The sequence below is a fragment of the Erwinia persicina NBRC 102418 genome (assembly GCF_001571305.1).
GTDB classification, from domain to species: domain Bacteria; phylum Pseudomonadota; class Gammaproteobacteria; order Enterobacterales; family Enterobacteriaceae; genus Erwinia; species Erwinia persicina.
In genome coordinates, this window is sequence record NZ_BCTN01000019.1 from 76,503 (window position 1) to 103,057 (window position 26,555).

The 26,555-nt window shown below is 55.0% G+C and carries 27 protein-coding genes; 9 read left to right on the forward strand and 18 right to left on the reverse strand.

Features of this window, described 5'->3' with window-relative positions; all coding sequences use genetic code 11:
* Positions 1 to 24: 24 nt before the first annotated feature.
* The 3 genes from EPE01S_RS18505 to EPE01S_RS18515 form a co-directional block, all read right to left on the reverse strand.
* Positions 25 to 570: a YfaZ family outer membrane protein gene (locus EPE01S_RS18505; RefSeq protein ID WP_062748087.1), complete on the reverse strand. Its 546-nt coding sequence runs from the start codon at positions 568 to 570 to the stop codon at positions 25 to 27.
* Between the two features lie 140 nt (positions 571 to 710).
* Positions 711 to 1,409, reverse strand: a complete 699-nt coding sequence (locus tag EPE01S_RS18510) for an LrgB family protein (RefSeq protein ID WP_062748088.1) — start codon at positions 1,407 to 1,409, stop codon at positions 711 to 713.
* Positions 1,402 to 1,830, reverse strand: coding sequence for a CidA/LrgA family protein (locus EPE01S_RS18515; RefSeq protein WP_062748090.1), 429 nt, complete (start codon positions 1,828 to 1,830; stop codon positions 1,402 to 1,404). The genes EPE01S_RS18510 and EPE01S_RS18515 overlap by 8 nt, the downstream gene beginning before the upstream one ends.
* 107 nt (positions 1,831 to 1,937) lie before the next feature.
* On the opposite strand from EPE01S_RS18515, the gene EPE01S_RS18520 reads away from it, so the two are divergent.
* On the forward strand, positions 1,938 to 2,840 hold the full coding sequence (locus tag EPE01S_RS18520; protein ID WP_062748092.1) for a LysR family transcriptional regulator: 903 nt from the start codon (positions 1,938 to 1,940) through the stop codon (positions 2,838 to 2,840).
* 84 nt (positions 2,841 to 2,924) lie between these two features.
* Here EPE01S_RS18520 and EPE01S_RS18525 read toward each other — a convergent pair whose 3' ends face one another.
* The 4 genes from EPE01S_RS18525 to soxR form a co-directional block, all read right to left on the reverse strand.
* The gene (locus tag EPE01S_RS18525; protein WP_062748094.1) at positions 2,925 to 4,574 is read right to left on the reverse strand and encodes a Na+/H+ antiporter; all 1,650 of its coding nucleotides are present in this window, start codon (positions 4,572 to 4,574) and stop codon (positions 2,925 to 2,927) included.
* A gap of 173 nt (positions 4,575 to 4,747) precedes the next feature.
* A complete protein-coding gene (locus EPE01S_RS18530; RefSeq protein WP_062748096.1) occupies positions 4,748 to 6,097 on the reverse strand; it encodes an NCS2 family permease in 1,350 nt (449 codons plus the stop codon).
* Between the two features lie 378 nt (positions 6,098 to 6,475).
* Positions 6,476 to 7,138, reverse strand: a complete 663-nt coding sequence (locus EPE01S_RS18535; RefSeq protein ID WP_062748098.1) for a glutathione S-transferase family protein — start codon at positions 7,136 to 7,138, stop codon at positions 6,476 to 6,478.
* A 30-nt stretch (positions 7,139 to 7,168) separates the two neighbouring features.
* Positions 7,169 to 7,636: a redox-sensitive transcriptional activator SoxR gene (gene soxR, locus EPE01S_RS18540; RefSeq protein ID WP_062748100.1), complete on the reverse strand. Its 468-nt coding sequence runs from the start codon at positions 7,634 to 7,636 to the stop codon at positions 7,169 to 7,171.
* Positions 7,637 to 7,727: 91 nt separating this feature from the next.
* Here soxR and soxS point away from each other — a divergent pair, with 91 nt between their 5' ends.
* Positions 7,728 to 8,153, forward strand: a complete 426-nt coding sequence (gene soxS / locus EPE01S_RS18545; RefSeq protein ID WP_062748102.1) for a superoxide response transcriptional regulator SoxS — start codon at positions 7,728 to 7,730, stop codon at positions 8,151 to 8,153.
* A gap of 3 nt (positions 8,154 to 8,156) precedes the next feature.
* Here the strand turns inward: soxS and dgcN are convergent, their stop codons facing one another.
* Entirely contained in the window at positions 8,157 to 9,455 is a 1,299-nt protein-coding gene (gene dgcN, locus EPE01S_RS18550; RefSeq protein ID WP_062748104.1) for a diguanylate cyclase DgcN/YfiN, read from the reverse strand.
* 491 nt (positions 9,456 to 9,946) lie between these two features.
* Here dgcN and EPE01S_RS18560 point away from each other — a divergent pair, with 491 nt between their 5' ends.
* Positions 9,947 to 10,228, forward strand: a complete 282-nt coding sequence (locus EPE01S_RS18560; protein ID WP_062748109.1) for a YjcB family protein — start codon at positions 9,947 to 9,949, stop codon at positions 10,226 to 10,228.
* A 57-nt stretch (positions 10,229 to 10,285) separates the two neighbouring features.
* Here EPE01S_RS18560 and EPE01S_RS18565 read toward each other — a convergent pair whose 3' ends face one another.
* Complete coding sequence (locus EPE01S_RS18565) at positions 10,286 to 11,242, reverse strand: ATP-grasp fold amidoligase family protein (RefSeq protein ID WP_062748111.1); 957 nt, start codon at positions 11,240 to 11,242, stop codon at positions 10,286 to 10,288.
* 8 nt (positions 11,243 to 11,250) lie between these two features.
* Complete coding sequence (locus EPE01S_RS18570; RefSeq protein WP_062748113.1) at positions 11,251 to 12,507, reverse strand: MATE family efflux transporter; 1,257 nt, start codon at positions 12,505 to 12,507, stop codon at positions 11,251 to 11,253.
* Positions 12,508 to 13,053: 546 nt separating this feature from the next.
* Between EPE01S_RS18570 and EPE01S_RS18575 the strand changes: the two genes are divergently transcribed.
* Positions 13,054 to 13,449 (forward strand): transposase, encoded by a 396-nt coding sequence (locus EPE01S_RS18575; RefSeq protein WP_062748114.1) that lies wholly within the window; start codon positions 13,054 to 13,056, stop codon positions 13,447 to 13,449.
* Between the two features lie 862 nt (positions 13,450 to 14,311).
* Here EPE01S_RS18575 and EPE01S_RS18580 read toward each other — a convergent pair.
* The 3 genes from EPE01S_RS18580 to gstA all read right to left on the reverse strand — a co-directional run bounded on the left by EPE01S_RS18580 (position 14,312) and on the right by gstA (position 16,851).
* A complete protein-coding gene (locus EPE01S_RS18580; protein ID WP_062748116.1) occupies positions 14,312 to 15,274 on the reverse strand; it encodes a DMT family transporter in 963 nt (320 codons plus the stop codon).
* 71 nt (positions 15,275 to 15,345) lie between these two features.
* Positions 15,346 to 16,179 carry an AraC family transcriptional regulator gene (locus EPE01S_RS18585; protein WP_062748118.1) on the reverse strand — a complete coding sequence of 278 codons (834 nt, stop codon included), beginning with the start codon at positions 16,177 to 16,179 and terminating at the stop codon, positions 15,346 to 15,348.
* 66 nt (positions 16,180 to 16,245) lie between these two features.
* Positions 16,246 to 16,851, reverse strand: a complete 606-nt coding sequence (gene gstA, locus EPE01S_RS18590) for a glutathione transferase GstA (protein ID WP_062748120.1) — start codon at positions 16,849 to 16,851, stop codon at positions 16,246 to 16,248.
* Positions 16,852 to 17,066: 215 nt separating this feature from the next.
* Between gstA and EPE01S_RS18595 the strand changes: the two genes are divergently transcribed.
* Complete coding sequence (locus EPE01S_RS18595) at positions 17,067 to 17,999, forward strand: VirK/YbjX family protein (protein ID WP_062748122.1); 933 nt, start codon at positions 17,067 to 17,069, stop codon at positions 17,997 to 17,999.
* A gap of 6 nt (positions 18,000 to 18,005) precedes the next feature.
* Here the strand turns inward: EPE01S_RS18595 and EPE01S_RS18600 are convergent, their stop codons facing one another.
* Together EPE01S_RS18600 and dld are read right to left on the reverse strand one after the other, a co-directional pair.
* The gene (locus EPE01S_RS18600) at positions 18,006 to 18,449 is read right to left on the reverse strand and encodes a DUF3828 domain-containing protein (RefSeq protein WP_062748124.1); all 444 of its coding nucleotides are present in this window, start codon (positions 18,447 to 18,449) and stop codon (positions 18,006 to 18,008) included.
* Between the two features lie 164 nt (positions 18,450 to 18,613).
* On the reverse strand, positions 18,614 to 20,305 hold the full coding sequence (dld, locus tag EPE01S_RS18605; RefSeq protein ID WP_062748126.1) for a D-lactate dehydrogenase: 1,692 nt from the start codon (positions 20,303 to 20,305) through the stop codon (positions 18,614 to 18,616).
* Positions 20,306 to 20,762: 457 nt separating this feature from the next.
* Here dld and EPE01S_RS18610 point away from each other — a divergent pair, with 457 nt between their 5' ends.
* Complete coding sequence (locus EPE01S_RS18610) at positions 20,763 to 22,160, forward strand: amino acid permease (RefSeq protein WP_062748128.1); 1,398 nt, start codon at positions 20,763 to 20,765, stop codon at positions 22,158 to 22,160.
* A 96-nt stretch (positions 22,161 to 22,256) separates the two neighbouring features.
* Here EPE01S_RS18610 and gdhA read toward each other — a convergent pair whose 3' ends face one another.
* Complete coding sequence (gdhA, locus tag EPE01S_RS18615; protein WP_062748130.1) at positions 22,257 to 23,600, reverse strand: NADP-specific glutamate dehydrogenase; 1,344 nt, start codon at positions 23,598 to 23,600, stop codon at positions 22,257 to 22,259.
* 494 nt (positions 23,601 to 24,094) lie between these two features.
* On the opposite strand from gdhA, the gene EPE01S_RS18620 reads away from it, so the two are divergent.
* The 3 genes from EPE01S_RS18620 (at position 24,095) to EPE01S_RS24230 (ending at position 25,622) form a co-directional block, all read left to right on the forward strand.
* Positions 24,095 to 24,997 carry a lipid kinase gene (locus EPE01S_RS18620; protein ID WP_373279688.1) on the forward strand — a complete coding sequence of 301 codons (903 nt, stop codon included), beginning with the start codon at positions 24,095 to 24,097 and terminating at the stop codon, positions 24,995 to 24,997.
* Between the two features lie 33 nt (positions 24,998 to 25,030).
* Entirely contained in the window at positions 25,031 to 25,357 is a 327-nt protein-coding gene (locus EPE01S_RS18625; protein ID WP_137269831.1) for a hypothetical protein, read from the forward strand.
* 214 nt (positions 25,358 to 25,571) lie between these two features.
* Positions 25,572 to 25,622 (forward strand): hypothetical protein, encoded by a 51-nt coding sequence (locus EPE01S_RS24230; protein ID WP_488361379.1) that lies wholly within the window; start codon positions 25,572 to 25,574, stop codon positions 25,620 to 25,622.
* A 49-nt stretch (positions 25,623 to 25,671) separates the two neighbouring features.
* Here EPE01S_RS24230 and EPE01S_RS18630 read toward each other — a convergent pair whose 3' ends face one another.
* Both EPE01S_RS18630 and EPE01S_RS23660 read right to left on the reverse strand, forming a co-directional pair.
* Positions 25,672 to 25,947: a hypothetical protein gene (locus tag EPE01S_RS18630; protein WP_062748138.1), complete on the reverse strand. Its 276-nt coding sequence runs from the start codon at positions 25,945 to 25,947 to the stop codon at positions 25,672 to 25,674.
* Positions 25,937 to 26,555 (reverse strand): hypothetical protein (locus EPE01S_RS23660; protein WP_062748140.1); only part of this gene is annotated, 619 nt, incomplete at its 5' end. The genes EPE01S_RS18630 and EPE01S_RS23660, both read right to left, overlap by 11 nt.

Consider the following 26,555-nt stretch of genomic DNA (forward strand, 5'->3'; position numbering starts at 1 on the left):
GGCTGTTTCGGTCCGCCCGCGCTGTCAGAAATGAACAGCAGCACCCACATAAGGGCCATCAGCCACGACGTTATCTTTACGGCCATCTTTACCGTTCATCGTCATGTACTTGTAACCCACGCTCACATCCACCAGCGAGATAGGCTGGAAGCTCACGCCTGCGGACGCTTCCTGGTAGTTATCGATATGGCTGGAGAACGAGTCCGGAGACCAGAAGTATTCACCGTACACGTTGAACATGTTAGTCACCGGGACTCGCACGCCGCCACCGATAGCCACACCGTAGCCATCTTTGGAGTCTTTCGGGTTAGTTGACATCGCTTTAACAGTGGGAGACAGGAACACATCACCGACAGCCACGTTGTAGCCCAGACCCAGGCTTTCTACGTTACCGTCGTGATCGCTGCGCAGCCAGTCACCGGAAAGTGCAAAACCAGGGGTATTAGTACCCAGGCCTACGTGAACGTCAGTGTAATCTTTGCCCACACTCACGCCACCTTCAATCGCCTGGGCAGAGCCTGCCAGCGCCAGCAGCGCCAGAGCGCCGGTTGTCATTGCCACTCTTTTCATTTTTTTCTCCTGATTAAAATTTACTCACGCCTTGATGCGGCGGCCTTGCAGAGTAAACCAACCGTTAAAGAAATTATATGAGAAAGCCGTGAATCAATGTGAATTTGAGTAACCTTACAAAAGCGCTGAAAACCGTTTATTTAACTCACGGCCCACATAATATGGCCAATGACCGGCGCAATCACCACCGTGACCACACCCGATAACATCATCACCAGGCTGGAGACGACACCCTCCTGCTGCCCCATCTCATAGGCCCTTGCTGTCCCCGCACCGTGCGAAGCCGCACCGAACCCGGCGCCCTTCGCCAGACCCTGTTTGATCGCCAGACGCAGGAACAGCAGGTCGCCCACCGCCATGCCAAACACCCCGGTGATCACCACAAACAGCGCCACCAGATCCGGCTGACCGCCCAGCTGCTTCGCTGCCGCCAGCGCAAAGGGCGTGGTGATAGAGCGTACCGCCAGACTGCGCTGGATGGCTTCCGGCAGGGCCAGCATCTGCGCCAGCCATACCGAACTGCACACCGCCACGGTCGTCGCAGTGATCACCCCGGCACTGAGGGAGAGCCAGTGACGGCGAATGATCGCCATGTTTTCATAGACCGGCACCGCAAATGCCAGCGTGGCCGGGCCAAGCAGCCACAGCAGCCAGCGGCTTTCACCGATGTAGTCCTGCCAGGAGATATGGGCAACCAGCAGCAGCGCTACCAGCACCATCGGTGTCATCACCAGCGGCATCAGCAGCAGCCGGTGCCAGCGACGGTAAAGTCGCTTATTGAGGAAGTAAACCACCAGTGTGGCAAGCAGGCAGACGATACTGAGAATAAAATCACGCATCGTTTTTCCCCTGCTTACGGGCGGCAAGCCACAGTTCAAAGCGGTATACGCGCTCCACCACCAGTGAGGTTGCCGCCAGCACCAGCAGCGTACTGAGGCCGATCACCAGCAGAATGCGCCAGCCTTCCACCCGCAGCAGATCGCCGTAGTTCACCACCGCCACGACCGCCGGGACAAAGAACAGCAGCATTTCGGCCAGCAGCCAGCTGGCTCCCGCTTTCACCCAGCCCAGCGGCAGTACGCGCAGCATAATCATCGCCAGCAGCAGTAACATGCCGACAATATTGGCGGGCAGCGGCAGATGCAGCCAGTTCACTAACTGCTCTGACGCCAGAAAAAGCCCGACATACAGCGCCACCTGAAGCGGAACCTGCACCCGCTGCAGCCAGGCCGAACCCTGTGGACGTATCGCCAGTGACATGCTGTTTTTCCCTCTTAAAATGTTTTTATGGGAAAGAGTATAAAGCGGTAACAAAGGGTGAAAAAAATGACTTAATATTATCCCAACTATGCCAGACAGGAATGATTATGGACGTTCGCGCCCTGCGCTACTTTGTGGAAGTGGTTCGTCAGCAGAGTTTTACCCGTGCCGCCGAGCAGCTGTACGTCACGCAGCCTACCATCAGCAAGATGTTGCGCCAGCTGGAGGATGAACTGGGCTGTACGTTGCTGATCCGTGAGGGGCGTAAGCTGCATCTGACCGATACCGGCCAGGCGGTTTACCAGCGCGGAGTCACCATCCTGCAGGAGTTTAAGCAGCTGGAGGCGGAGATCAGCGATATCAACGAGCTGAAAACCGGTGAGCTACGCCTGGGCATTCCCCCCATGGTCGGGATGCAGATTGCCGGATCGATCTCCGCCTTCCGTCAGCGCTATCCCGGTGTGGCGCTGAAAATCTCCGAGTTTGGCGGGCTGACCGTGCAACAGGCCGTGCTGTCCGGTAGCCTGGATATTGCCATGACCGCCCTGCCGGTGGCGGATGATTTGCCCCTGAATTCGCTGGCGCTGATGAGTCATCCTCTCTGTGTTCTGGTGCCGCGCACCGACGCCTGGCTTCGCCGCAGCCATATGCCGATCAGTGAACTGGCGGGGCTTCCCATTCTGATCTACAACGAGGAGTTTTCCCTGAATCGCCAACTGATGCGGGCGTTTCAGGCCAGCGGATTTACGCCGCAGATTGCGGTACGCAGCGGACAGTGGGATTTTCTGGCGGCAATGGTGCAGGCCGGAATGGGTGTGGCGATCCTGCCGGAGCCTATCTGCCAGCGTCTGGATAAGAGCCAGTTGCTGTGGCTGCCGCTGGAGTCGGATCTGGTGTGGAAGCTGGGGCTGATCTGGCGGGAAGGGAGTTATCTGTCGCGCAGCGCCCAGGCATGGATTACCTGCTGCCGCGAGTTCTGGCCGGGGGAAACGCCACGCATTTCATTGTGAACCACTGGGGACAGGCGTAAACCACGCAAACCGGCGGCACGGGCGACCAGAAAAGAAGGTCGCCCCTACCCGAATACCCTGCGGTTATTCTTCCTTTTCGACCAGCAGGGTTTCCATCAGATCGAGATCGTGCAGCAGTTTCTGCATGGTTTCATTGCTGATTTTCTGCGTGGCGCGCAGGTGATACAGCTCACCCCGCTCGGCACGCAGCGCGCTCAGGCGGAAGCGACGTTCCAGATTTTCCGCAAACAGAGCGCGCTCCAGGTCCTCTTTACCATCAACGCGACGACGCAGATTACCAATCACGCGGGAGCTGACTTCTTTAATCAGCTCCGGATCGATGTTCTCTTCGGTGTCACTGGTCAGCCGCTCTTCCATTTTATACAGGCTTTCAATCGCCGTACCGGCCATCACCGCACGCGCCATCTGCAGCTCACGACGGTGAACCGTCTTATCGACACCTTCCACCCCGCGCAGCAGCAACGGCAGCATCACCACACCCACCAGCAGTGAGAACAGGATCACCCCGGTGGCCAGGAACACCAGTTCATAACGCGCCGGGAAGTCATTGCCATTACTCAGCAGCAGCGGAATAGACAGCACACCCGCCAGCGTTATCGCCCCGCGCACGCCAGCGAATGAGGCAATCAGCAGCTCACGCGTTGAGTAGCTGGAAAACTCCATGGGGCGTTTTTTCAACGCGCTGCGGCTGATAAAGCGCATGGTCCACAGCCAGCCGAAACGCACGATCATCAGCGCCATATAGATCAGCACCACCGAGGCAAACAGCACCCACAGCTCCACATTAGGATCGGCATCGGCCTGACGTACGGAGATTTCCAGAATGCCCGGCAGCTGCAGACCCAGCATCAGGAACACCATGCCGTTAAACACGAATTCCAGCATCTGCCAGACGCTGTTAGCACGCAGTCGCATCGCCAGCGGTGCCTGACGAATAATCCCGGAGCGCGAGATGGTCATCCCGGCGGCGACCGCGGCAAGAATACCGGACACGCCGATATGCTCGGCAATCAGATAAGACGCAAACGGCAGCAGCAGCAGCAGCACGGTCTGCGTCGCCGGGTCATCGCCGCTCCAGCGGCTGAACAGGCGCAGCGACTTACCGTACAGCCAGCAGATCGCAATCCCCGCCAGCAGGCCGCCAATCGCCACTTTCATAAACTCCAGCGACGCGCCCGAGACGGTGAAGACCATCGTGCCCATGGCCACCGCGACGGCAAACTTCAGCGAGACCAGACCAGACGCATCATTCATCAACGCCTCGCCCTGCAGGATCGCCATGATTTTTTTCGGGATGCGCCCCTCGCCGACAATGCCGGAGAGCGCGACAGCATCGGTCGGTGACAGCACCGCCGCCAGCGCAAAGGCAGACAGAAGCGGAATACCGGGCACCAGCCAGTAGATCAGGTAACCAATCCCGACCACAGTGATCAGCACCAGAACCAGCGCCAGGCCAAGGATCTCACGCCCGTGATTGAGGAACTCGCTGGTCGGGGTTTTCCAGCCATCAGCAAACAGCAGCGGCGGAATAAACAGGACTAAAAACAGCTCCGGATCAAAATCGACGTGCAGACCAAACGTCGGCCAGGCCAGCAAGGCGCCCATCGCGATTTGTACCAGCGGCAGAGGGATCTGAAAGGGAATAATACGTGCTGCGACGCCCGACAACGACACAACCAGCGTCAGAATGAGAATAGTGAAGAAAATTTCCATGCGTTCCTTTTTATATGTCTTCCGAAGGCTCTGAACAAAAGCAGCCCAGGATTTGTATACCCTGCGGGATAGTAAAGCAAATTAGGAAAGCGTTGAAAAACAGGATGTGCCTTAAGAGGGGAAATTCAGTGGCATCTGAAGGTGGGGCCGGTGAACCCGGCCCCGAAACAGCATTAAATCGCCCAGCCGCAGGCATAAAAAGCGACCAGCGCGACGGCGATCAGCACCGTACCGACGTTGAGCTTGCGCCATTCCCCGGCAAAGATACGGCCGATGACCAGCGAACCGAAGCCGAGCATAATGCCGGTGACGATATTACAGGTCAGCACAATAAACACCGCGGCCAGCAGGCCAGACATCGCATCGACGAAGTCGCTGAAGTCGATCTTGGAGACGTTGCTTAACATCAGCAGGCCAACGTACATCAGCGCTGGGGCGGTAGCATAGCCCGGCACGAGGTACGCCAGCGGCGACAGGAACAGGATCATCAGGAACAGAACGCCGACCACAATCGCCGTCAGACCGGTTTTACCGCCTGCCGCCGTTCCCGCTGCGGACTCGATATAGACTGCCGCAGGCGCTGCCCCGACCAGACCGGAGAAGATGCTGCTCAGGGAGTCGCTGGTCAGTGCCTTACCGCCGTTAATGATCTGGTTGTCTTTATCCAGCAGGTTGGCCTGCCCGGCCACGGCGCGGATGGTGCCGGTGGCATCAAAGACGGCGGTCATCACCAGCGCCAGCACGCTGGGCAACACTGCCGGTTTCAGTGCGCCGAGGATATCCAGGCTGAACAGCAGCGAATTTCCCTGAGCATCGCTCAGGCTGGGCATGGCAAACAGCCCCTGATAGCTCACGGCCGGGTCAAAAATCAGGCCGATCACAGAGATGGTAATAATGGTCAGCAGGATGCCGCCGGGTACGCGCAGTTTCTCCAGACCAAAAATCACCGCCAGACCCAGCAGCGTCATCACCACCGGGAAAGACGGGAAGTGGCCCAGCGCGACCGGAAGGCCCGGCCCCGGGTTTTTTACCACCAGGCCGACGCCGTCGGCGGCGATCAGCAGCAGGAACAGGCCAATACCGACGCCGGTGCCGTGCGCCACGCCCATCGGCAGATTGCGCAGGATCCAGGCCCGGATGCCGGTAGCCGAGATCAGCGTAAACAGCACCCCCATCAGGAACACCGCACCCAGCGCGACCGGCACGCTGATCTGCTGACCCAGCACCAGGCTGAAGGCCGTGAAGGCCGTTAGGGAAATGGCACAACCAATCGCCATCGGCAGGTTGGCCCACAGCCCCATCAGCAGGGAACCGAATCCGGCGACCAGACAGGTTGCCACAAACACCGCCGTTGGCGGGAAGCCCGCTTTGCCCAACATTGAGGGCACCACGATCACGGAATAGACCATGGCCAGGAAGGTCGTCAGACCCGCCAGGATTTCCTGACGGACGCTGCTACCGCGCGCAGAGATTTTGAACCAGGCGTCGAGAGAGCCGCTGGCCGGTTGAGAAGGAGCTGACATTGTAATCCCCTGAACATTCTTATGAGTTATGGCGGCGTGGTACCACTGCATCCCAGCGGTAGTCAACGTTTGCATCCCTGGCACAATATTCACGGTGTCAAAAACCTCAGGGCGAGGCACAAACCGGATAAAGGCAAACGTTTACTATTCCACGTAAAAACCGCGTTATTGCAGTGCGTATTTTCGCGCAAACGATTATCCGGTGTTTAATGGTGCATATTCAACACCTGTTATCGCTTAAATTTGCACAAGTCTTGATTTACATCTCTCTCTGTCGTTCACAGTGAGAGATGTTAGCGGGGGAATTCCCCGCCCCCTAATAGCGCTTTCTTATGACGGCTATGCGGGCAGGGTGCAGGGGATCAGGCAGGAACGAACTCAATCAAACTTCACTTCACCGCCCTGCTGCAGCGCACGCTGCCAGGCGGCACGGCTCTCTACCTTCTGCAGCCAGGCCTGGATAGCCGGACTGTCGGCGGCCCCACCGCGCGCGGTCAGGGCCTGCAGGGGGAAGCTCATCTGGACGTCAGCGATGCTGAACCGGCTACCGGCAAACCATTCGTTGCGGGCCAGATGCTGCTCAATAAACTGACGGTGGGTGGCGAGCTGTGGGTCAAGGTAGCCCTTCTGCACCCCTTTACCAAAGGCGCTGCCGATCGGCCGCAGCAGCCAGGGAACCGGGGCTTTCCCCATGCGGCTGAAAATCAGCTTCATCACCAGCAGCGGCATCAGGGATCCTTCCGCATAGTGCAGCCAGTAGCGCGACTGGATCACCGCTTCGTCATCGTTTGGCTTCAACTGGCCACCGATATCATAGTGCGCTTCCAGATATTCCAGAATCGCCCCTGACTCCGCCACCACGCGATTGTCATCGGTGATCACCGGGGCTTTACCTAACGGGTGCACTTTTTTCAGCTCCGGGGGGGCCAGCAGCGTACCCTCCCGCTGATAACGTTTAATCTGATACGGGACTTCCAGCTCTTCCAGCAGCCACAGCACGCGCTGTGAGCGTGAGTTATTCAGGTGATGTACGGTGATCATAGTCGCTCCTTAAAACCTGAGTATAGAAGGTTAAGCGCCTTTCACATCCAGCAGGATCGCTCCGGTACCCTGTTCACTGAGCCGGTCATTCGGATTGCGCAGCGGGCAGTCCTCCATCGACAGGCAGCCGCAGCCGATGCAGCCATCCAGGTCATCACGCAGACGGGTGAGCGTTTCAATGCGCCTGTCCAGTTCGTCACGCCACTGCTGCGACAGCCGCGCCCACTCTTTCGGTGTCATTCTTTTGCCGGGGGAGTACTGCATCAGGCTGTTGCTGATGGTGGCCAGCGGGATGCCGATGCGCTGGGCGATTTTAATGACCGCCACGCGTCTGAGCACATCACGCGTGTAGCGCCGCTGATTTCCCGGATTGCGGAAGCTGCTGATGAGCCCTTTGCTTTCATAGAAATGCAGCGTGGATACCGCCACGCCGCAGCGCCGGGCAACGTCACCAGGGGTCAGTTCCCGCTTATCGGAAGTGCGTACAATTTTTTTCATTTAGCGCTTTACCTCAAGTTAACTTGAGGAATTATACTCAGCTACCATTGAGTTCGCGACCTATTGACGCAGAGACCCGGGAGAAAAGTGTATGCATGACGACATCATCAGCACCCTGACAGACTGGATCGACAGTAATCTGGAAAAAACCCTGTCGATTGATGAAGTGGCGGCGAAATCTGGCTATTCGAAGTGGCACCTGCAGCGTATGTTCCGTTCCGTAACGAAACAGACGCTGGGTGGTTATATTCGTGAACGCCGCCTTACGCTGGCCGCCGAAGCGCTGCGCCTGACCCAGCGTCCGGTGTTCGACATTGCCCTGCAGTATGGCTATGACTCACAGCAGACGTTTTCCCGGGTCTTCCGCCGCCAGTTCGCCCAGACGCCGACGGCCTATCGCCATTCCATGCGTCGCCAGACGCTGCAGCGTTCAGGCTGGAACTTTGACTGCGGTGACTATGTCGCACCGCGCTTCAGCCCGTCCGGCCACGAGAAAGCCTGCCCGACGTGCAGCTAACGTTTAGCGCGATGCCATCAGCCTCTGCGGTGGTATCGCCCGCGGTTCCTGCCCCCAGTGCAGCGGCGACAGATACCAGCCACCGCCCTGCTGCTTAATGTGATACATCGCCGCATCGGCCTGAGCGACCAGCGCCTCCGGTACCGCGTGATGCTTCGCCATCGCCGCCCCCACGCTTAATGACTGCACCACGCGGGTACCATCGGGCAGTTGAACCGGTGGCTGCATCGCACGGATAATGCGGCGGGCCACCTGAGCCACCTCGTCTTCTTCACCGGCGCTGGTGAGCAATACCGCAAACTCATCCCCTCCCAGCCGCGCGACCATATCGTTTTTACCCAGGCGAGCCTGCAGACGCTGTGCGGTTACGGTAAGCACGCGATCGCCCGCGGCATGACCATAACGGTCATTGACCTGCTTAAAGTGGTTGCCGTCAATAAATAGCACGCTGACCTGCTGACGACGATGGGGGTCCAGCAGCAGGGCCTGAAGCCGGCGTTCGAACGCCTTACGGTTTGGCAGCCCGGTCAGCCCGTCGTGAAGTGCCTGATGGGCAAGGGAGCTGTTCTCCCGCGTCAGATGACGCTGCCACTGGTCGAGTTCGTCGAGCAGGGCGTTAAAATCCCCGCTCAGTTTGTCCAGTTCGGCAATCGACGCCGACGGCACGCGCAGGGAAAACGCCCTTCGCTTTCTTACGTCATGAGTGACGGAGGCGATATTTTTCAACCCCTGTAAAATGCCGGCGTGCATACGGTGAGAAAGATAGAAAGCCAGGAAGGCGGTGATCAACAGGCTGCCTCCCAGCCACTGCAGGGCCTGCCAGAGATAATGCAGCACGCGCGTCGCGTCGCCATGGATCCAGACCCGGCCAATTTCCTTATGATGGTGGATGATGGGCGCGCTGACCGGTTTTGGAAACAGCCATTCTGCAACGGCTGCGCTGAGGCCACGGTGCACATTGGCTCCCGGCATCTGCCAGCTCACCAGCAGTTTCTGATGAGCATCATAGATGCGCGCAGCCGAAAAATCGGAATGGGTGCCGATATCACTCAACAGGTTTTTTGCTGTTTCAGCATCGCCTTTTAATACTGCGCTATGGGCGCTGTAACTGACGCTGGTGGCAATAAGCTGAATATTGTTTTCCGCGTAGCTGCGCAGCACATACATCGACAGTGCGGACAGGGAAAGGCCACTGCACAGCAGGAACACCAGCATCACCGTCAGGTGAATACGCCGGAACGACTGGCCCATCGTCGGCAGCACACGTGCCGTCTGAGACGGTCGCTGATTGAGGGTGTTCATCCGATGTTCACAAGTGATGAAAGGCAGCGAAGCCAGGAGTGACCATGAAAAGACATATACTCCCCCTTGGTGATTTCTGCTGTACGCAGATCGATAATTATATTAGAAATATTTATAATTCTTGTTTTAGACCGACAGCTGTCCGGCCCAGGAAAAAGCACTGGGAAAAAAGAGACAACCGGGTTATGAGTAGCATTAGCGAAAAAATCCTACAGATCATCAAGTCAACGCACAATGTTAAATAGCGTCGGATTCATCTTAAACCAATAAATTTGACTTAACAGAATACTCAGACTAGCGGCTAAAAAATATCTACCATACCAGGTTTAAATTTTGTTCAATTTTTAAAATCGGGTGATATAATGTGATCGCCATCACACTTTAATGACCTGTGCGTCAGACCGGAAAGGAGCACACCTGGCAGCTCCGGTTCCGCTTCGGGTGATGTCGCATTTGATTTGTCAGGACAGGCCCCCCAGGAGTTTTTCAGCATGGCGACGATTACCACCAGCGTTATCCTTATGAGATGGGAGCTGCTCAGTGCAGTGATGATGTTTTTTGCCAGTACCTTCAACGTACGCTGCCGTAAAGCCAGTCGTAACGTGATGGCCTTTGCTTTTACCGGCATCGGTATTGGCATGTCGTGCTGGTTTGTCACCGGGCTGCTGGGCATTACGCTGAGTATGGAAAACCTGCACAACTTCTGGCATATCACCAAAGAGGTGTTTGTTGAGGTGATGAGCCGTGCTCCTGCCGACTGGCCCATGCCGTAAACGACATCAGCCCGGGGAGCTGTCCTGACTCACCGGGCAGGCGATGTCTTGCCACGTTTAGATCTTTTTGAGCACCGCCGGCATCGGCACGTCGCTGGAGGCTTTGACCTCAGGCAGCGCTGACGTCTGGCGATCCTGCAACCACATATCACCCATGATCTGGTTCAGACCGTTTTCCAGTCCGGTGACCATGCCCGCGCCAGGCGTGAAGGTCAGCTCACCGAAGTAGATATTGCCTTCATGGATATACCAGTCCACCCGCACATAATCAAAATCTGCTGCCAGCTGTTTACTGAGCGCCAGTGCATGCTCCAGCGTCTCCAGCTCGGCGCTGGTATCGAATCCGGTGTCACGAATTTTATAGAACGTCTGCTTCAGGTTGTTAACGTAGAAGTTCATCGACAGCGCAGCGTTCCCCACCCGGTTATAAATCACCTGCAGCACATATTCGAAGTTACCGTCTTTCTTGTTGAACATATGAAATTTGTAGTCAACGGCGGCAAACTTACCGTCACCAACGTACTGTTCAACCAGAATACGGGGCTTAATGTAGCGATAGTGGATCTCACGGGCATGGTGCGAGAAATCCTTATGCAGCCACTCATCGCAACGCTTGATCAGCAGCTGCTTCTGGATGCAGTCCGGCTCTTCCAGCACGATCTCAACCATGCCTGAACCATGATTGGGTTTGATCACCGTATTCTTCAGGCTTGGCAAGCTCAGCAGTGAAATCGGATCGTCGGTCTGATGAACCAGCGGGATCAGATATGACTCACCAATGGTATGAGCAATATAATCCCGGACCAGTAATTTGTCCGATAAATTGGCATAGCGCACATGGTCTCCCGTCACATATTTTCGATACAGAACTTTCTCATTGAAGAGTCTGGGTTCCCGGATATTCGGTATTCTTTTGAACTTCTGAAAGTAATAAACTTTATCCTGGTAAGACCAAGGCATTTTCTTGAACAGGTAAACAAAACCCTTTCTCAATTCTGCTTTGAGCTTCAACATGATTGACCTCATCTGTAGGTTTTGTAGTTGAGTGAGGAAAGCTGTATTTTAAGAATGACGCCATTCTTAAAGAAATAATTCATTATCGTCAGGGAAAGGAGTTCGGTGATAAATACACTCCATGCTGCCCCTGTTAATCCCCAGGCGTGGATAAAGAAGTAAGACGTGGCCAGACCAATCACGACCAGGAGAACCACTTTCACCAGTAAGTAATTGAAACCACCCTCTTTAACCATGTAGCGATACGCTACGGTGCCCATTGCTGAAAAACAGGTCGCTAGCGACAATAATGTAATGAGATTTCCTGATTGTGTGTAATCTTGCCCATACAGGCTGTTAATGATCCTGTCACCAAACAGCGTGACAACGGAGAGCATCAAAAGTGAAACTGCCATAACATAACCATTCAGTCGTGAAGCCAGTTTAACTGCCACATCCGCACGCTCTCTGAAAATTTCAGAAAAGCAGGATGTAATAAGTGCCACTGGAATAAAAATCCATGAAGCAGAGATGGTATTCGCCGCGGTAAACAGCCCCAGGTCGTGGGCCGAGCTCACCCCCAGCAAAAAGAACTGTGCGGTTTTTACCTGCACAGCAATAAACACGCTGGAAATGGCGAGTGGCAGACCCGCGTACAACAAATAACGCAGATAATTCTTACGCTTATGCTGTGGCGGCAGGCTGATAGTGTTGACCTGATAGAAGCGACTGCGCTTAATCAGATAGGGTACCAGCGTGACCGCGACCATCGAAAGTGACAACCACAGCGGACTCAGTTTGCACCAGGCGATAGTAAAACTAATGATAAAGCTCAGTATCATTCCGGTGGCATTCGCCACCGTATTCATTCGTGATTCCAGGCGGGCGTTATTGTAAACGCTAAAAACATCCTGAGTCACAAACAGGGCAGAAAAAAAAGAAGCCACAGCGAAAACAATAAAGTTTTCGCGCATCGTCAGCCAGACGTATAACAATACTGGCAGTGACAACAGCAGTAATAAATTCAGGCGCAGCGACTTCGCCACCGCCATCAGTCGCATTCCTTTCGGCGTGCTTTTACTGATGCTTTTAAAAAGAATGGTCTCAGTACCAAAAATGGCAATAGTCTGAATAATTGAAAACAGTGAGGCAGAAAATGCTATCTGGCCAAATATAACGGGGCCGAACGATTTAGCCACATAAGATGTGACAAAAATCACACCAAACACTGACACAATTTTTTCGGACATCATCCACGCCGCATTGGACATCACACTGTATTTCATCGAAGCATCCTTTGTGTTTCCCACTCACTAACCCTGCAAACCAACACATCCGTGTCCACAACTGATTCAACTACGCACAGTGGAACGCTGGCGAGAACGTAAAAACGAAAAATTTTATATTTAATGGCCTTATTGTGCCTTTTATTTTTAAAAGTCTGTTTTCTAAGCGAAGCAGTCGACCATGCTGTCGATTATGGTTTTGTATGGTCTTAATTTTTCTATGATGGCTTTCTCAATCCCTTTGACCGGGATTAAAGTTAGCACACATTTTTTTCCCTGCACGTTGGAGTTTTCCTAATTACGCCGTGGTCTTGTACTGGCATGAGACGAATCTATATCAAAAAAACCAATATCGAAAGCTATCAAAACCCTTTTGAAATAAAATAGGAGAAATCCCATGATGTTATTTCTTCATAATCCCTTAACTTAAAGCCTGCCATTCCAATCGCGTACTTTTAATCACTGCGCTAATATTTACGCAAAACAGATCCATTGATTAATGCAGTTATTCTCACTCCATTATTGTTAAGAAAGGTAATAGCATTCATGAGAAAGTCACGATATACCGAAGAACAAATCACCAGTGCCATTAAAGCTTCTGAAAACGGCATCAAAGTGAAAGAGATTTGTGAAGAACTCGGCATTTCTGAAGCCACATTCTACAGTTGGAAAAAGAAATACGCCGGACTGTCATCTGAAGAAGGCAGGAAAATCAAGGAATTGGAAGAGAAAGTTCATAGTATGGAAAGAGAGATCCAGTCCCTTTCATCTGATAAGGAGATGCTGCAAAGCGTGCTCAAGAATTTCTTTACAACCAATGACAAACGGCAAGCCGTTAATTTCCTACAGGATACCTATGACATTGGTACGCGCCGCAGCTGCCGTCTGCTGGATATCAGCCGTAGTGTTTACCATTATCCTTACAATCTTGAAAATCAATAATCAGGCAGTCGATGTGTATTATGATGCTTTAACAGGACCAAAATAAAATATTCTTTACGCTTATTGAAAAGTACAGATCGACTTTTTGATGCGGACGATTACTAATGAGTTATTTGTAACCCCGCAACAGTATTTGGCTGTATCTTCGTCACGCACCAGCTAAAACCTCAATAGCATCAAGGCTTTCAATGCGCGTTTATCTTTGCAACCAAAGATAAACGCGCCTAAAGTGAACCTGAAGTTTCTAATAATTATTTCTCTTTCTGCCAAAAAAACGTTAGCCCCCTTCACACTTCTCTTTTTTTTTATGGTTCATTAATCTCAGTTTTTTCTGATGGATGCCGCAGACGCCGCGATGCCTCTTTACACCGATTTACCTGGCCTGCCGGGCAGGGAACCGATATGCAGGACTGATGATGCAGAATTTAAAGTTTACCAACACTAATCATTTTATCCCCCTTCACGCACTCATCACCGCTGGAATCACGCCGTCGCTTATCATTAGCCAATCTGTCCCTTCCGGGTACACACCAGGGTCTGGTGATTTTATCATCAGCGAAGTTAAGTTAAGGATGGTCTGTGGCTGAGAAAGCCGTCTCAAAAATGAAGATTTTCACATTCAGTAGACGGGATTCACTGTACAAAAAAAAGGATTTGTTGATTAGCGATTATTCTTATAGCCGAACAATCGCGACCTGTGCCAGACGGGGCAGCGGGCTGGCAGGGATTAAAACCCCATTGCTGCGCTGCAAAGAGTGACGAAGATCACATTGTGGCGAAGAAAATAGGCAAAACCGGGCCACAGAGGATTGCGTTGCTCTTCCGGCGATAGTGGGACTTTCATCGCCCGGAAGAGGAAAATTTAATCGCGAATTTTCAAGGGGTTTACTACCGGTTCTGGCTTGATACGCATTGCGCTGACGACGCCCACCATCAGACACAAAATGCCGCACAGCGTCAGCACCGGCGGCCAGGCCTGACGTAATAAGAAGGTATACGCCAGACCGGCCAGGATCTCGAAAACAATCAGCGGCCCCACCAGCACCGTCGGTAAACGCTGGCTGGCTTCATTCCAGCACAGCGTGCCCAGCCAGGAGCACAACAGTGCAATCGCCAGCATCAGCGCGATAAAAACCCCGGGCCGCGGGCCAAACGGCAGCGAAAATCCAGGCTGGGTCAGGTGCAGCTGCCCCATGACCAGCAGGTATCCGAGCAGCGCCATCGGCAGCGTGGCCAGTCCCTGTGCGGTAGCCCAGGTGGCCGGACGGATCGCATTTTTCCGCAACCAGCGGGCATTGCGCAGCGGATACCACGTCCAGCACGCCACGGCGATGAAAGCCAGCGCGACTCCGCTGAGGTAGCGCCACAGGTCCGGTGGATGCGCCGCGCCGTTCAGTTCAGCCACGTTCACACAAACCAGGCCCACAATAATCAGCACCAGGGCCGGGAATAACTTACCCCAGCGTAACTGGCCCTCATCCCGGCCATAAAACAAATTGGCACTGACGGCGATCACCACCGGGAGTGTGCCGATAATCATCGTCGACACTGGCGCGCCGGTACGCTGTATCGCCGTGGCCAGGCAGGCGTAATAAAGCAGATTGCCCACCAGTGTCAGCTTGATCACCTCCTGCCAGTCGCGGCGGGTCAGGGCCGCCAGACGATGGCGGTCCTGCCAGGCCAGCGGCAGGGCAATCAGCCCAAACGCCAGATAGCGGCCCATTGATTGCAGGGTGCCGGGATAATCCGGCACCATCAGCGGCCCGACAAAAATCAGGCCCCACATCAGCCCTGCACTGAGGGCAAAGAAAATTCCAGTGAGCATTGTCCACTCCGGACAGCAAGAAAACCCCATTATGGGGGAAGGTAAGACCGGGAGATTGTAGCAAATTGCGGTCAGCGGACAGCGGCCCGCACCTGCTGCTGATAGCGGCCAGGGGTAATGCCATAGCGGGCGGCGAAGCTGCGGGTCAGATGCGCCTGATCGGTCAGGCCCACCGCCGCCGCGACATCAGCCGCCGGCAGCCCGGCACGGAGTAGCTGGCTGGCCTGATACAGGCGAAATGCCATCAGCATCTGATGTGGGGTGACGTGATAGTGGGCTTTAAACTGCCGCTGAAAGTGAAAGGGACTGAGAGAGACCAGCGCCGCCAGCTCGTCGAGAGTAATCCGCTGACTGAGGTTGGCGCGCAGATAGTCGCGAACACTATCAAAGCGATGCCGCGGCTCCGGCGCTAGCGGACGCGCGATGCGGGCATGAGGACGCAGCAAATCGCACAAGGTCAACAGTAACCCATCCAGGGCGAGGGGATCGTCAGTCTGCCACAGGCTGCCGAGCAGATAAGAGAGCTGTCGGGCACGCAAGGGATCGTGACACACTGCCTGCTCAAACCACCAGTCCGGCTCGCCGGTCAGCGCCGCCAGCCGCTGTGGTTCAATGTAGATCATGCGGTACTGCCAGCCGCCCTCGGTGGCGGATTCCCCGGTATGCAGCTCGTCCGGGTTCATCAGGACCAGAGAGTCAACCGGGGCAAGGTGCTGTACACCACGATAACGAAAGCGCTCGGCCCCACGATCGATAGTGCCAATGCCAAACGCTTCATGGGTGTGGGGCTCAAACGCATAGCGGGTGATATGGGCGCGATAGAGCTCAACGCCCTGCCGCCCCGAAAGGTGGCGGAAGCGGGCGCGATCCTGCTCATCACTGAACTGCTCAGGCACTCCGTCCATTGCCACCCCCGCCAAATCACATCAGGCCGTCAGCTTACGATCTTTACCTGATGCGATCCAGACGGCTTATATCAGACCTTCGGCCTTCATTGCACGCTGTACGGCAGGACGCGCACCTACCCGGGCGGCGTAAGCCTGCAGATCGGGCCAGCCATCGAGGGAAAAGCCCACCACCCGGCTCCAGCCGAGCACGGTGAACAGGTAGGCATCGGCCACCGTAAATTGCTCACCCTGCAGCCAGGTTTTTCCGGCCAGCGCGGAAGACAGCCAGTCGAGGCGCTTATTCAGTCCAGCCACGGTCGCCTGCTTCCAGTCTGCCGTTTGCGCCGGGTTAAACAGCGCGCCCATCGGCTTATGGAGTTCAGTAGAAATAAAGCTCAACCACTCCAGCACTCTGTAACGATCTGCACTCCCTGCCGCCGGGATCAGACCCGCTTCTGGCTTCAGATCGGCGACATACTGCGCGATGACCGTCCCTTCCGTCATCAGGCTGCCGTCATCCAGTAACAGCGCAGGAATGTAACCTTTACTGTTGATGGTAACAAAGTCGCTACCGGATTCGGTTTTTTTGGTTTTCAGGTCAACTTTTTCCAGCGTAAAGGTCGCCCCGACCTCCTCCAGAACGATATGTGGGGAGAGCGAGCAGGCACCCGGGGTATAGAACAGTTTCATCAGTCGTAATTCCTTTTAAATTCACGAGGGTCAGAGTACGCGACTCATCTTACGCCGATGTTGGCCGTTGATGCCACACTGGCGTGTCTGGCGCAAAATTAAACGCCAGCTTAACCGCCGTGCTGACTGAGGGCGTGGCCTGACCGGCATTGATGCGCCATTTATTTTCCGCGTGCTTCAATGCTGTCAACTCCACAGGGACAGGTTAAAACATCATGTCAGAAACACTGGTCATCCCCCGTCATACTGACGGGCTTTCGCTTTTTCTGGCTCTGCTGAACGGCGGCGTTATTCCGGGTGCGATCTGGGAAAAACCATCCTGGCGCGCCAAATTCCTTGCGCGTTCGCTGGCGTGGCCTCTGGCAAGTGCGCAGCACATGCATCAGATCGCCTCCCGGCCCACAATGCGTCAGGCGCTGGATCTGCAACCGATGCTGCCGGGTAAAATCCACCGGCCTTACCTGTACCTGGGGCTGTCCGCCGCACAGCGTGGAGCGGTGCTGAGCCAGCATTATGACTTCCTGCAACAGCTTACCCACCCTGGCCTGCGCAACGCGATGCTGTCGGCCCAGCCCACGGAGCTGGCCAGCTTCACCGGCAAGGAGGGAGAACAGTTTCAGATCACCCTGACCTGTAACGGACGCTGTGAGCGTGAAGGCGAAGTGAATATGCTGTTGCACTGCGACGGCACGGTACTGGCTATTCTGACCTTCGCGGTAACAGACCATCAGGGACTGCCGATGCTGGTGATCGGCGGGATCCAGGGCGCAAGCAGCAGCACGCCGCACGAGCGGATCCGGGCTGCAACCAAGTCCTGCTATGGGCTGTTCCCCAAACGCGTGCTGATGGAGGGGCTCTCGCTGCTGGCACGGGCGACCGGGATCAGTGCGATCAGGGCAGTGAGCGACCGGGGCCACACCTACCGCAGCCTGCGCTACCGCTTTAAAAAGAAGGATGTTTTTCTGGCGAGCTATGACGAATTCTGGCAGTCATTAAACGCGGAACGGGTTTCCCCGGCGCTATGGCAGTTGCCGCTGGTATTCAGTCAGAAGAGTATGGATGAAATCCCCAGTAAAAAGCGCGCGGAGTATCGCCGCCGCTATGAACTACTGGAGGTCATCCGCCAGCAGTTCGCCCGTTTCCACTGAGGATGATTACGGCGCGGTGGTCTCCTGCTCGACATCGTCGATCTTCCAGCCATCGCGTTCGTGAAGCAGCGTGACCAGCAGATGCTGCTGGTCACCGGGGTCACGCCCCAGGGTGACATCCCCCGTTGCCCGGTTACCGTTTAACGTAAAACGGCTGACACTGACGTTATTGACCCAACCATCACTGTAGTCCTGATCCTGTAAAAAATAGTCATCATCCATGCCATCCGGGCTTTTAATCAGCAGATTGATTTTTTCCAGCAGACGCTGCGTCACGTATTCGTTAAGTAACGGATCGTGTTCATCAATCGGGCTCTCTTCTTTATTCAGTGCCGTCAGATACCAGTTGTAAAACGCCAGGCTGGTTCCCTGGGGATCGTCATTATGTGCTGCCGCCGCTGCCTGAAAAGCAACGAGCGAAACCACCAGCATCAGCAACCACTTTTTCATGCAAACCGCTCCGGATAACACCGCTATTCATTTTCCCAACCAGAACCCGTCAGGTTGCCAGTGATTGTATTGAATTTATCCGGCTAATCCAGCCTCCGTTCCCCTGTTTACCTGCTTATTTAGTAAATGTTTATCGCAGGCCAGACAGACAGGCATGACCCCCGTCATGCCCAGTGCTTTTTCTTACTGGTTTTACCAATGCCCGGATTACAGGCGTTAGTGGGGTCAAGTTGATGGAAGTGATGCTGATGAGCATCGGAAGCGTGATACAGATGCCCGATGTTATGTTCTGCCGGGTACTTTGCTCCGCGCTGGTCAAGATAGTCCAGCACCGCCGCTTTGAACTGTGCGCCATCCACGCCCGGTTTCAGAATATAGTCCTGATGGTTCACCAGACAGAAGAAGTGACCACAGCAGGACGCTTCCAGTACCTGATCCTGCAGTGCTGGCGGCAGGCGGATCAACCACTGGTCGTCATTACGACGCAGCGCAATGTCAAAGGCGATCAGTCGTTCATCGGTGCTGATACCGGCATGTTCGCAGTAAAACACCGTACAGGCACCCACGCCAAAGCGGACCAGAAACGCATCCTGCTGCTCCGCGTCCGTACAATGGAACCAGTCGCCGTTGCGTGAAGCAAAGAACGTGGTGAGCAGACGACTCATTTGCGCCACCTCCGGCCGGGCCAGCTTAATCATCAGATGATGCTCATAACGGCGATGATAAGAGAGCAGGCGCGGGGCAACGGTTGACGGCGTGATGCGATTGCCCCACTGGATCAGCCGGTCGACAGTATTGGCTGGCAGGATCCTGAGCTTTTTCACCCGCGCATCCCACTGCGCCTTTTTGCGCATCAGCCCCGGCAGCGCCGCCGGCCCCAGCCGTTTGATCGACAAAAACATATGACGGGCATAGCGCAGGGTCAGGCGAAACGCGTTGCGGTGAATGTATTCCGCCTGGATTGGCAGCGTGTCGAGCCGTTCGATCAGATAGCGACGCAGGTCGAGCAGTACCTGCTCATCATTGGTGCCGATGTAGAAGGTGTCTTCCTGCGGCGTGGCGTCGAAAGTGGCCAGACGTACGGCAAAGACGATCACCTTGCCGGCACAGCCCGCACTGTCGTGCAGATACTGCGGGTTGCCGTTGAAGCGCGTGGGCGTGGTGGCATCGACATCTTTGATCACCGCCGCGTAGTCGTCGGCCCAGGTTTTCCCTTCCCAGTCCGGCGCGGTGCCGGTGGTATAGTCTCCGGCTTCCAGCCGGGCGATCATCTCTTCCGGGGTCTGGCCCAGATCAATACCGAGGTGGTTGATCAGATGCAGCTGGCCGCGATCGTCAATCTGCGCAAACAGCGACTTTTCGGTAAACGCCGGGCCGCGCTGCAGCAGCGAGCCACCGGAGTTATTGCAGATCCCCCCCACCACCGACGCGCCAATGCAGGAGGAGCCGATCACGGAATGCGGCTCTTTCTGCCACGGCTTCAGGCTCTCTTCCAGCTCCGTCAGGGTACTGCCGGGGAAGGCAATCACCTGCTGCGCATTGTCGATGACCTGAACGCCTTTAATATTGCGCGTGCTGACAATCACCACCGGACGGTCATAGTCATCACCGTGCGGCGTCGAGCCACCGGTCACCCCGGTATTGGACGCCTGCATCAGGATAATGGCATCGTTTTGCTGACAGACTCTGAGCACCTGCCACAGCTGCAGCAGCGTTACCGGCAGCACCACCGCCAGTGCGTCGCCGTGACCCACGCGAAAACCTTTGCAGTAATAGGCCTTACGTTCACCGTCAGCGATCAGATGGTCTGAGCCGACGAGGTCGCTCAGTTGTTGCAGGATCAGAGAATGTTGCATTCAGGGTGCCGCTCCATAGCGCATTTTTAGCAGCATCGATTGTACCCGAGGGGCTGGCGCCAGGGCCAGCGCCGGCGGCGTGAAAATCGGTCAGGTTGCTGATCGCGGCGAAAAGCCCATAACGGAAATCGATCGTAACGCCAGCCTGCCGATCTTTTTTTCGCACGCGTCTGTCGGCAAAAAATGAATAAATAGTTAACTTTTTATTAACCTGTAGGAAACGCTTTTTTATGCATCCTCTATGCAATTTAACTGCATATAAAAATATTTTACCCTGTTTTTCAGAAAGTTGAATGTGATCAAAAAGTGAATAATTTGTCTATACACCTGTGTTGACTTTGTTACAGCGCAGCGCCAGCATGAACGCCACGTACCTGTCCCCCCGACGTATTGCCCTGATTGTCACCCGTTTCAGTGAGGGCTGTGTCTGCTAACAAGAACGGATTGAGAGGATGCCATGTCTGACCCAAAGGATGCGCCGCAGCACCTGCATCGCGGACTCAGTTCGCGCCATATTCAGCTGATTTCGCTGGGCGGCGCTATCGGCACCGGGCTGTTTATGGGGGCGGGAAAAACCATTGCGGTGTCCGGCACCTCCATTCTGATCACCTATATTGTGGTCGGCTTCTTTATGTATATGGTGATGCGGGCAATGGGCGAGCTGTTGCTGAGCCGTCTGGATTACCGTTCGTTTGCAGATTTTGTTTCCGACTACCTTGGTCCAAAGGCGAGCTTCTTCCTCGGCTGGTCATACTGGCTGAGCTGGGTGGTGACCTGTATTGCCGATGTGGTGGTCTGCGGTGGCTACATGCAGTACTGGCTGCCGACGCTGTCGCCGTGGATCCCGGCGCTGTTGACGCTGGGGCTGCTGTGCCTGTTTAACCTGCTGTCGGTGAAGATGTTTGGCGAAGCCGAGTTCTGGTTTGCGATTATTAAAGTTATTGCCATTATTGCGCTGATCGTCACCGGCTTCTGGATGATCGCCCGCGGCTGGACGTCACCGGATGGCGTGACCGCTTCGCTGGACAACCTCACGGACACGGCGGTGTTTATGCCACACGGCATCGTCGGCTTCTTCGCCGGATTCCAGATCGCGATTTTCTCCTACACCGGCATTGAACTGCTGGGCACCATGAGTGCAGAAACCCGCTCGCCGGAGAAGGTATTGCCGCGGGCGATCAGGGCGATCCCGCTGCGCATCATTATCTTTTACGTGCTGTCGATGGTGGTGATCATCGCCGTGACGTCCTGGCCGCACATCTCGCCGGACACCAGCCCATTCGTGACGCTGTTTGCCAAAGCCGGGCTGCCCGCAGCCGCCGCCGTGATCAACTTTGTGGCGCTGACCTCGGCGATGTCCTCCGCCAACAGTGGGGTCTACTCCAGCACCCGCATGCTGTATGGCCTGTCGCTGGAACAGCACGCCCACTGGCAGTTCCGTATTCTGTCGCGCACCACGCGGATCCCGGTCCGCAGCCTGATGTTTTCCTGCTTTTGCATGTTAAGCGGCACGCTGTTGCTGTTCCTGGTGCCCAACGTGATGACGCTGTTTACCGTGGTGTCTACACTGGCAGCGATTCTGGTGATTTATACCTGGGGAATGATTCTGGTGGCGTATCTGGTGTATCGCAGGCGCAGCCCGGCCCTGCACGAGCGCTCGGCGTTTAAAATGCCCGCCGGGATTGTGATGAGCTGGCTGACGCTGCTGTTTTTTCTGTTCTCACTGGTGGTAATGGTCTTTGACCCGGATACGCTGACCGCGCTGTGTGCGATGCCGCTGTGGTTTATCCTGCTGGCGTGGTTCTGGCGGGTGAAACAGCGGCGTGAACAGCAAAATGTTGTTACGGCGTCGTAGGGGCGACCCTTTTTCTGGTCGCCCCGTGCCGGTGACGGACACTGCCGGGCGGCCCCGATCAGCATGGCCACCCGGTAAAACATTCACGATCCGATGTTACAGCACACCCTGAGCCAGCATTGCATCCGCCACTTTAACGAACCCGGCAATATTCGCGCCGTGGACGTAGTGGGTCTGCCTGCCTTCCCCGCCGTGCTCCACGCAGGCGTGATGAATATCCAGCATGATGTGTTGCAGACGAATATCAACCTTCTCCGCTTTCCAGCTCAGACGTGCCGCATTCTGCGCCATCTCCAGGCCAGAAGTGGCTACGCCACCGGCATTTGCCGCTTTGCCCGGCGCAAAGAGTACACCCGCCTCAAGGAACACATCGGTCGCCGGGATAGTGGTCGGCATATTGGCCCCTTCCGCCACGGCTTTCACGCCGTTAGCAATCAGCTGACGTGCCGCCGGCAGATCAAGCTCATTCTGCGTCGCGCACGGTAAGGCGATATCGACCGGCACGCTCCACGGCTGCTGCCCGGCAAGGTAAACCAGGCCACGTTCACGCGCATAATCTTCCACGCTGCCGTAACGCACGTTTTTGATCTCCGCCAGCAGCGCCAGCTTTTCCGGGGTAAACCCGGCTTCGTCTACCACCGTTCCGCGTGAATCAGAAGCCGTCAGCACGCGCGCGCCCAGCGCCATCGCTTTTTCAATGGCGTACTGCGCCACGTTACCGGCACCGGAGACCGCAACGGTACTGCCTTCAAAGCCCAGCCCGTGACGTTTCAGCATCGCATCGGTGAAGTAGACCAGACCGTAGCCGGTGGCTTCCGGGCGGATCAGGCTGCCGCCGAATGACAGGCCTTTGCCGGTAAACACGCAGGCGGTATTATTCGACAGCTTCTTCATCATTCCGGCCATAAAGGCTACTTCACGGCCCCCCACACCAATATCCCCCGCAGGCACATCGGTATCCGGGCCCAGGTGGCGGTAAAGTTCTGTCATCAGCGCCTGGCAGAAGCGCATCACTTCCGCCTGGCTTTTCCCTTTCGGATTAAAGTCCGACCCGCCTTTACCGCCGCCCATCGGCAGGGTGGTGAGGGCATTTTTAAACGTCTGCTCAAAGCCGAGGAATTTCAGAATCGACAGGTTTACCGACGGATGGAAGCGCATCCCGCCTTTATAGGGGCCAATGGAGGAGCTGAACTGCACGCGCCATGCCCGGTTCACCTGCACCTGACCGCGATCGTCCGTCCAGGCAACGCGGAACTGGATCAAACGTTCCGGCTCGACCAGACGCTCCAGCAGGCTTTGCTCCTGATACTGCGGGTGTCGTTCCAGGAACGGCCACAGTGACGTGAACACCTCGCGCACGGCCTGCAGATATTCCGGCTGGTGAGGATCGCGCTGCTGAACGGAGGTGAGAAACGACTCAAGAGAGTGAAAAGCTGTCATGACTAATTCCTTGTGCGTAATGTTCTGGCCCTGATGTTGTTTAGTATTGTTAGGGTAATCAGAGGGATGATGTTGTTCCTCTGCGACTATATCACCGGCTTTCGGTGGTACAACAAAAAACTTATGACCCGAAATATAGCTAAAAAACGGGTGAAACTGCCGCAGGCGGCGGAAAACCTGAGCTGATGCAAGGAATTCCCACGCATCACCATAAGAAAAAGTTATCACCAAGCCGCCATCATCACTGTTGTTGATTGCCCGGTCAGAAAAGCAAAAACGGACCGCTGAATAAATATCTGCCGAAAAAAGAAAAGATGACACTTTTATTACAGCGCAAACAAACGACAGTAATTGTATTTATTTAAGCCGCAAGACAGCCTGTGGCGTCATTATTTATGTATAAATGTAAACTTAATAAATGCGGCTTGCCGCATCGTAATTGAGTGTGATTTCATCAACCCTCCACAAATTGTGCTTTACCACCTGAGAAAATAATGATGAGCAATCACAATGAAAATAATCAGGAAAAGCCGATCGGATTATTACTGATTAATGAAAACGCCCGTAACGGGAAAGCGAATAAACAGCAGGCATTATCCCTGCTGACCGCCGGAGGCATTCAGGTGATTGAGCCCGGGCCCGGCGATCGCCGTAACAGTAGCGAGATTATTCTCGACTATGCCGACCGCATCGATCTGGTTATTGTCGGCGGCGGTGACGGCAGCCTGAATGCCGCCGCGAGAGGCCTGATGCACAGCGGGCTGCCGCTGGGCGTACTGCCGCTGGGCACCGCCAATGATTTTGCCCGCACGCTCGGTATTGCGAATAACCTGAGTCAGGCCGTCAGGGTGATTGCCACCGGGCACCAGCGCCCCGTCGATCTGGGTGAGGTCAACGGCCACCTGTTTTTTAACGTTTCCAGCATCGGTTTTTCCGCCACGCTGGCACACCATTTAACGGCCGAGTCCAAAAAACGCTGGGGGACATTTGGCTATGCACTGGCGGCCTTCCGGCTGCTGAAGCAGAGCCGTCCGTTCAGCGCCACGCTGGAACATGACGGCATCGTAGAGAAAGTAAAAACCGTGCAGGTTTCCGTTGGCAACGGCCGCTTTTACGGCGGGGGAATGACGGTGGAACAGAGCGCCGCCCCGGATGACGGCCGGCTGGACGTGTACAGCCTGGAGGTGGCGCACTGGTGGGAAATGATAGCCCTGCTGCCCGCACTCCGGCGAGGAACGCACGGTCGCTGGCGTAAGGTGCGCACCCTGTCCACCACCGCCATGACGCTGAGCACGCGCCGCCCCCATGATATTAACGCCGACGGCGAACTGATTGGGCAGACGCCCGCCCGGTTTACCATTAAGGCACATGCAATAACTGTTTTTGCCCCGTCCTGAGCAACATCTGATAAAGGTTTAATAAGGGTTAATATGATGAATAAATTTAGCATTCTGGCCTTAACGGCAATGATGACGTTAATTACCGCCTGTGACGATGCGACCAAAGAAAATATTAAAGAAGAAGCGGATAAACGCACAAACAGTCTGGTGGAGTCGGCACAAACCCAGTGGGATGAAACCAGAAAGCAGGCGACGGACCTGGCCGATGCTAAAGTGGCAGAACTGAATGCGGCGCAGCCCCTGGAAGACGCCAGGAAAAAAATGGATGAACTGGGGGAGATGAAGCTGTCTGATTTGATTTCGGGCGGTGGGGAAGAGAAAGAGGGTGAGGAAGGGGAAGAGGCGGAGAATAATTAACGGCCGGTAAAGACACCTTCAGCCCGTCAGGGACGGCCAGACTGTAAGCAGACTCTTAAAGATCGCAGCCAAATAATATTGTCACCGGCACGCCGGCTGATGGGCGGGTGATGAACGGTTGCCTGGTGCTGACGACGGAAATACCGCCACCGGAGCCGGAATTGATGCAGGCCAGCGCTGCCCTAAGCTCTCGGCCCGTAAGCAGCGGGAACTGATGGACGTGATTCAGGTCATGGCGAAGCCGCAGAGGCGGGGCGGTAGCTGACCGGACAACAAGCAAAAAAATCCCGGCGCGATGGCCGGGATTGATGGGGTTACTCTGGATTGGATGGAGGCGATTTACGGGCTTTTCGCTCGTCTATTTTGGCAAAGATCCATATTCTTGCTCCTGATGCTATCCCAATAATTAAACTTACAGCAGATAGATAGCTCAAGGACTTTTTGGAGAAATCAATTTTACCTGAGGTAACTAGTTCGATAATTACATTGTTAACCAAGAAGATAAATGCGAAAAAGCAAAAGCCGTAGTAAATTGTGCTTAAAAGGAAAGCAGTAAATGTTGCTCTATTCTGCCTATTTTTAATTTTCATTAATTTTATCCTTAACCTTATTGCTTATTATTTCTCCCCCGATGCCACCAAACAGATCATTTATTTCCCCAGGGAAAGGAGCTAACTCCCCGAACTTTCCTCCTGCCCAAGCCCCTAAAGCAGCACCACCAACAGATCCTATGTCAGGCCCATCAGTAAACACCGAGCCACCTGCTGCCATTCCGACGTTCTGCCAGACCCCGCGCCCCGGTGCTAATGCTCCTGTAATTCCTGTCGAGAGACTTCCCTTATAATCCCAGGTTTTATTTTCATTTCCAGGCTGACTCAGATCGAACCACTGATAAGAGCCATTGGCGATTTCCGCTATTACTGCACCGCCCACAGCTTTACCCACCGATGCCGCTGGACCTAAATAAGCAGCTCCTGCAATCAATACGCCATCCTTATACCCATTCACGATAACTTTGGTGATATTCGCACCTTCCGGTAAATCACCCTGCGCCAGCTTATCTAATCCAGCCTGTTTCTGTTCCGGCGTCAGATTGTTATCCTGGGCGTACTGGTCCCATGATGCCACCGCCTGACCATAATTCATCAGGCCCGTTGGCAGACTCAGTGCATTATTCTCAACCGCATTCTTACCCGTC

Excerpts from the sequence above, each read along its gene's own strand:
- EPE01S_RS18505 (WP_062748087.1), bottom strand. The coding sequence starts at position 570 with ATGAAAAGAGTGGCAATGACAACCGGCGCTCTGGCGCTGCTGGCGCTG.
- EPE01S_RS18510 (WP_062748088.1), bottom strand. The coding sequence starts at position 1,409 with ATGCGTGATTTTATTCTCAGTATCGTCTGCCTGCTTGCCACACTGGTG.
- EPE01S_RS18515 (WP_062748090.1), bottom strand. The coding sequence starts at position 1,830 with ATGTCACTGGCGATACGTCCACAGGGTTCGGCCTGGCTGCAGCGGGTG.
- EPE01S_RS18520 (WP_062748092.1), top strand. The coding sequence starts at position 1,938 with ATGGACGTTCGCGCCCTGCGCTACTTTGTGGAAGTGGTTCGTCAGCAG.
- EPE01S_RS18525 (WP_062748094.1), bottom strand. The coding sequence starts at position 4,574 with ATGGAAATTTTCTTCACTATTCTCATTCTGACGCTGGTTGTGTCGTTG.
- EPE01S_RS18530 (WP_062748096.1), bottom strand. The coding sequence starts at position 6,097 with ATGTCAGCTCCTTCTCAACCGGCCAGCGGCTCTCTCGACGCCTGGTTC.
- EPE01S_RS18535 (WP_062748098.1), bottom strand. The coding sequence starts at position 7,138 with ATGATCACCGTACATCACCTGAATAACTCACGCTCACAGCGCGTGCTG.
- soxR (WP_062748100.1), bottom strand. The coding sequence starts at position 7,636 with ATGAAAAAAATTGTACGCACTTCCGATAAGCGGGAACTGACCCCTGGT.
- soxS (WP_062748102.1), top strand. The coding sequence starts at position 7,728 with ATGCATGACGACATCATCAGCACCCTGACAGACTGGATCGACAGTAAT.
- dgcN (WP_062748104.1), bottom strand. The coding sequence starts at position 9,455 with ATGAACACCCTCAATCAGCGACCGTCTCAGACGGCACGTGTGCTGCCG.
- EPE01S_RS18560 (WP_062748109.1), top strand. The coding sequence starts at position 9,947 with ATGGCGACGATTACCACCAGCGTTATCCTTATGAGATGGGAGCTGCTC.
- EPE01S_RS18565 (WP_062748111.1), bottom strand. The coding sequence starts at position 11,242 with ATGTTGAAGCTCAAAGCAGAATTGAGAAAGGGTTTTGTTTACCTGTTC.
- EPE01S_RS18570 (WP_062748113.1), bottom strand. The coding sequence starts at position 12,507 with ATGAAATACAGTGTGATGTCCAATGCGGCGTGGATGATGTCCGAAAAA.
- EPE01S_RS18575 (WP_062748114.1), top strand. The coding sequence starts at position 13,054 with ATGAGAAAGTCACGATATACCGAAGAACAAATCACCAGTGCCATTAAA.
- EPE01S_RS18580 (WP_062748116.1), bottom strand. The coding sequence starts at position 15,274 with ATGCTCACTGGAATTTTCTTTGCCCTCAGTGCAGGGCTGATGTGGGGC.
- EPE01S_RS18585 (WP_062748118.1), bottom strand. The coding sequence starts at position 16,179 with ATGGACGGAGTGCCTGAGCAGTTCAGTGATGAGCAGGATCGCGCCCGC.
- gstA (WP_062748120.1), bottom strand. The coding sequence starts at position 16,851 with ATGAAACTGTTCTATACCCCGGGTGCCTGCTCGCTCTCCCCACATATC.
- EPE01S_RS18595 (WP_062748122.1), top strand. The coding sequence starts at position 17,067 with ATGTCAGAAACACTGGTCATCCCCCGTCATACTGACGGGCTTTCGCTT.
- EPE01S_RS18600 (WP_062748124.1), bottom strand. The coding sequence starts at position 18,449 with ATGAAAAAGTGGTTGCTGATGCTGGTGGTTTCGCTCGTTGCTTTTCAG.
- dld (WP_062748126.1), bottom strand. The coding sequence starts at position 20,305 with ATGCAACATTCTCTGATCCTGCAACAACTGAGCGACCTCGTCGGCTCA.
- EPE01S_RS18610 (WP_062748128.1), top strand. The coding sequence starts at position 20,763 with ATGTCTGACCCAAAGGATGCGCCGCAGCACCTGCATCGCGGACTCAGT.
- gdhA (WP_062748130.1), bottom strand. The coding sequence starts at position 23,600 with ATGACAGCTTTTCACTCTCTTGAGTCGTTTCTCACCTCCGTTCAGCAG.
- EPE01S_RS18620 (WP_373279688.1), top strand. The coding sequence starts at position 24,095 with ATGATGAGCAATCACAATGAAAATAATCAGGAAAAGCCGATCGGATTA.
- EPE01S_RS18625 (WP_137269831.1), top strand. The coding sequence starts at position 25,031 with ATGATGAATAAATTTAGCATTCTGGCCTTAACGGCAATGATGACGTTA.
- EPE01S_RS18630 (WP_062748138.1), bottom strand. The coding sequence starts at position 25,947 with ATGAAAATTAAAAATAGGCAGAATAGAGCAACATTTACTGCTTTCCTT.